Here is a 3,195-nt window from a genome sequence, read left to right as displayed (position 1 = left end):
CGCTGCTTGAGGGCCTTGTTATAAGAGGGCCAGTTGGTGATTTTAAAATTTTGTTTTGCCATGGAGACCTGATTTTGAAACAACTGTGGTGATCTGCTCCGATGATTACCCAAAAGTTCTATTTATTCAACAAAGCCGCTTGTCGGTAATAAATATCTTCATAGTGGGTGAGCATGATCTTCTTACCGCGTAAAATCAAGCATCTTCAATGATCACGGGTATATAATATTTCGATAGTAATTAAAATAATATTTCTACCGGCGATATCTGCGTTCATTAGCGCTGATATCGCCGTTATTTTATTATCTGCCAACCTTTGATGTCACGATAACCTCTGCGCAGCCGCACCGAACCCGTGGAGGGTTGCCGCCATCATGCTCATCAGCGAGACGCAATCGGCCAGATTGCGGCGTGAAGAGATCATCAGCGGGGTTTCCCCGGCGGCATTGGCTCTATTTGGGTCAGCGCCCGCGGTGAGCAGGCTGGTGACCATCTTGATAACCTCATCCTCTTCAACCTCGTCTTCATCGAAAAATAACGCGGTATGCAGTGGCGTATTCTCACCGTCCTCTGGTGCATTGACGTCAAACCCTTGCTCACAGCAGAGTGTCACGATGGCCTGATGCCCGAGATAGCAGGCATAGTGCAGCGGTGTGATACGCCGATCGTTAGCCTGATAGGCAACCTCTCCGTGTAGCAGCGCCGTTCTGAACTGTGCTTCCGCCGTATCGCTATGACGCCGCAGGCAGATGGCGTGCAGCAGGTTGTCGCCGTTATCGGCGCACTGATGGCGGATTTTTGATGTGGATTGGTGCGCCCACAGCAGGTCGAAATAAGGTGCGGCGCAATATTGTGCCGCCAGCATCAACGGCGTTCGACCAAGTTTATCAGGCTGTTGAGCGTCGGCGCCGCGCTCCAGCAGCAGGTTGACAATCGATTCCCGGTTGGCGCGTAGTGCAAAGATCAGCGGTGTATCGCCACCCTCATCCGCGGCATTGATATCCGCGCCATGATCGAGCAGACGTTTGACGATCTCGCCTTTTAGTTCCGGATCGAAGCTGTGCTCTGCCTCCGTCTCTTCGCCATCGGGGTAGGTGTCGTAACTGTAAGCGCGTGCTATCGCCTCATGCAGAGCGGTGCGCCCTTGTGCATTCGCCTGACGGGTGTCAACGCCGTGTGCCAATAGCGCCTCTAGCCCGGCCAGACTCCCGTACCCGGCAGCGCACATCAAGGGATAGTCGCCATCGGGATCGATCCAGTGACAGTCGGCTCCGGCCGCTAACAGCAGTTCTACGGTTTCGCGGCGCGAGACATTATCGACCCACACCCAATTGCTCAGGGCGCGGTGCAAGGCGGCGGAGTTATCGAACCCGCCGACGGCGTTAGGGTTTGCGCCACGTTCGAGAAAATAACGCACCGACGGCGTTTGGCATTTGGACACCGCCATCAACAGCGGCGTCGCCTCAGTGCCGCTCCTCGCTTCAAGGTCCAGCAGCCCACGTCGTTCCAGTTCATCAAGGTACGGGGTCACGGTCGATTCCGGCCTGCCGCTCAGATGGGTGCAGGCAAAATGGACAAACTGCTCCTGCTTGATACAGGTGCGGCGAGACGGATCTGCACCGTGATCCAGTAGCAGGGTAAAGATATCGAAGTATTCCTGCATGATGGCCCATTCAAGCGCGCTGTTTTCCAATCGCGTCACCCCGTTGCGATGATCGAACTCCGGCTTGAAGCGGCGCGTCGCGGTACCGTTGGGATCGGCCCCCGCGCTCAACAACATGTTGCACACGGCATACGCATACTCTGGCGTAATTTTATCACGCTCCCCACTCACACGATCCATGGTGTAGATCAGCAGCGGTTGTTCAACATAGACGATGCCATCGCCTTTGATCTTCCTGCCAATAATCCGATTCGGATCGTTACCGACGATCAGACGTTGGACGGTTTCCAGCGACACGCGGGAACCGATGGTGCGCTGTAGCGGATCGCCAGAGATCTCACTGGTAACATCGAGGGGTTCCGGCAGGGTATCGAGCAGCGGACTGATATCCTCACAGGCTTTTGCGTAGTCCAGGTAATAGGCGATCATGTTGCCGTTGAAATGTTCGTCTTTAATCTCGGCATTCAGCGGCCAACCGATATCCAACAAGGTGCGAGCCAATGGAATAAAATACTCTGCATCGTACAGCGCAATGCACGCCGCAAGCGTATGGGTGGTGCTCAGTGACGCATAGTCATGCTAGTTATAATGAAACGGCTCTGCGAGCGGTAATGACAGCCCTTTGCTGCGGTAGATCCCCTGTAAACGGCGCAGCACAGCGGATACCTTGCTCAGGCGCATCCGTTCTCCGTGGGGGTTCTGGGTAAAAAGGTAAGAGAACACCGTACCCTGTTTACAATCGATCCAGGTGAGATTGGCACCGCGCGTTGCCAGCAAATTGGCGGTCTCCATGTGGCCAAACCATACCGCCAGATAACACGCTGACAGACCATGACATTCAATGGCTGCACCGCGCTCCAGCAACAAGGTCAGCAGAGCCTGACTATGTTCCACGTCGTCGGGACAACCGACGACGGTGTGCAGGACGCTGATCTCGAAATGAGACCATGCCCCCGACGTATTGATGTCAGCGCCTTTGTCCAGCAGGGTGCCCAACAGGGAGAGTTTTTCATCCCGGTGAAGACCGGTTGCGGTGGCGATATCGATAAACAGGGTGTCGATATCGGGGGCATCATGCGGCAATTCGTCAATGATCTGCCGGATGGTTCGCGAATCATGGATCAGGATACTGAGGGGAAGCTCATGCCCTTGGCTTTGGTTCAATTCGAAAATCAGTTTTACCTGCTTGGGCCGGAAGTTTTTGCTGGTGAGATAATAGATGATTTCCCCTTTCTCATGGCTTTGTTGACTCGATTTTTAAACTGATTAAATTGTCGCTGCATTGTCCAGACTATTCGCTGCTCAGCAAGCGAGCAAAGACAGTGAACATCAGCATAAAAACGCCAACCAGTGGTGAAATCTCACATCTGGTCATTGATGGAACCGGCCTGAAGGTCTTTGGCGAAGGCGAATGGAAAGTCCGGCAGCATGGTGCCGACAGACGCAGGGTATGGCGTAAGCTGCACCTGGCAGTAGACAGTGTGACGCATGAGATTATCTGTGCGGATTTGTCGCTCAGTGGTACGACTGAT

The 3,195-nt window shown here is 54.0% G+C and carries 3 protein-coding genes and 1 pseudogene; 2 read left to right on the top strand and 2 right to left on the bottom strand.

Annotated elements, in window-relative coordinates:
• Positions 1-322 precede the first annotated feature (322 nt).
• Complete coding sequence (locus tag QZ506_RS11720) at positions 323-2,164, bottom strand: ankyrin repeat domain-containing protein (protein ID WP_291971243.1); 1,842 nt, start codon at positions 2,162-2,164, stop codon at positions 323-325.
• Positions 2,165-2,242: 78 nt separating this feature from the next.
• On the bottom strand, positions 2,243-2,746 hold the full coding sequence (locus QZ506_RS11715; protein ID WP_291971240.1) for an ankyrin repeat domain-containing protein: 504 nt from the start codon (positions 2,744-2,746) through the stop codon (positions 2,243-2,245).
• Between QZ506_RS11715 and QZ506_RS11710 the strand changes: the two genes are divergently transcribed.
• Both QZ506_RS11710 and QZ506_RS11705 read left to right on the top strand, forming a co-directional pair.
• Positions 2,738-2,929, top strand: a complete 192-nt coding sequence (locus tag QZ506_RS11710; RefSeq protein ID WP_291971238.1) for a hypothetical protein — start codon at positions 2,738-2,740, stop codon at positions 2,927-2,929. The two genes, QZ506_RS11715 and QZ506_RS11710, sit on opposite strands and share 9 nt — an antisense overlap.
• A pseudogene (locus QZ506_RS11705) lies at positions 2,902-3,195 on the top strand (transposase); the annotation flags it as partial. The gene QZ506_RS11710 and the pseudogene QZ506_RS11705, both read left to right, overlap by 28 nt.

Source organism: Candidatus Symbiopectobacterium sp. (genome assembly GCF_020054415.1).
Lineage (GTDB): Bacteria > Pseudomonadota > Gammaproteobacteria > Enterobacterales > Enterobacteriaceae > Symbiopectobacterium.
Note: the sequence above shows the minus strand (reverse complement) of the source record. Positions and strands in the feature narration are given on the sequence as shown.

What these genes read in the sequence shown, in the direction of transcription:
- QZ506_RS11710 (WP_291971238.1), top strand. Translation starts at nt 2,738, where the DNA reads ATGCGGCAATTCGTCAATGATCTGCCGGATGGTTCGCGAATCATGGAT.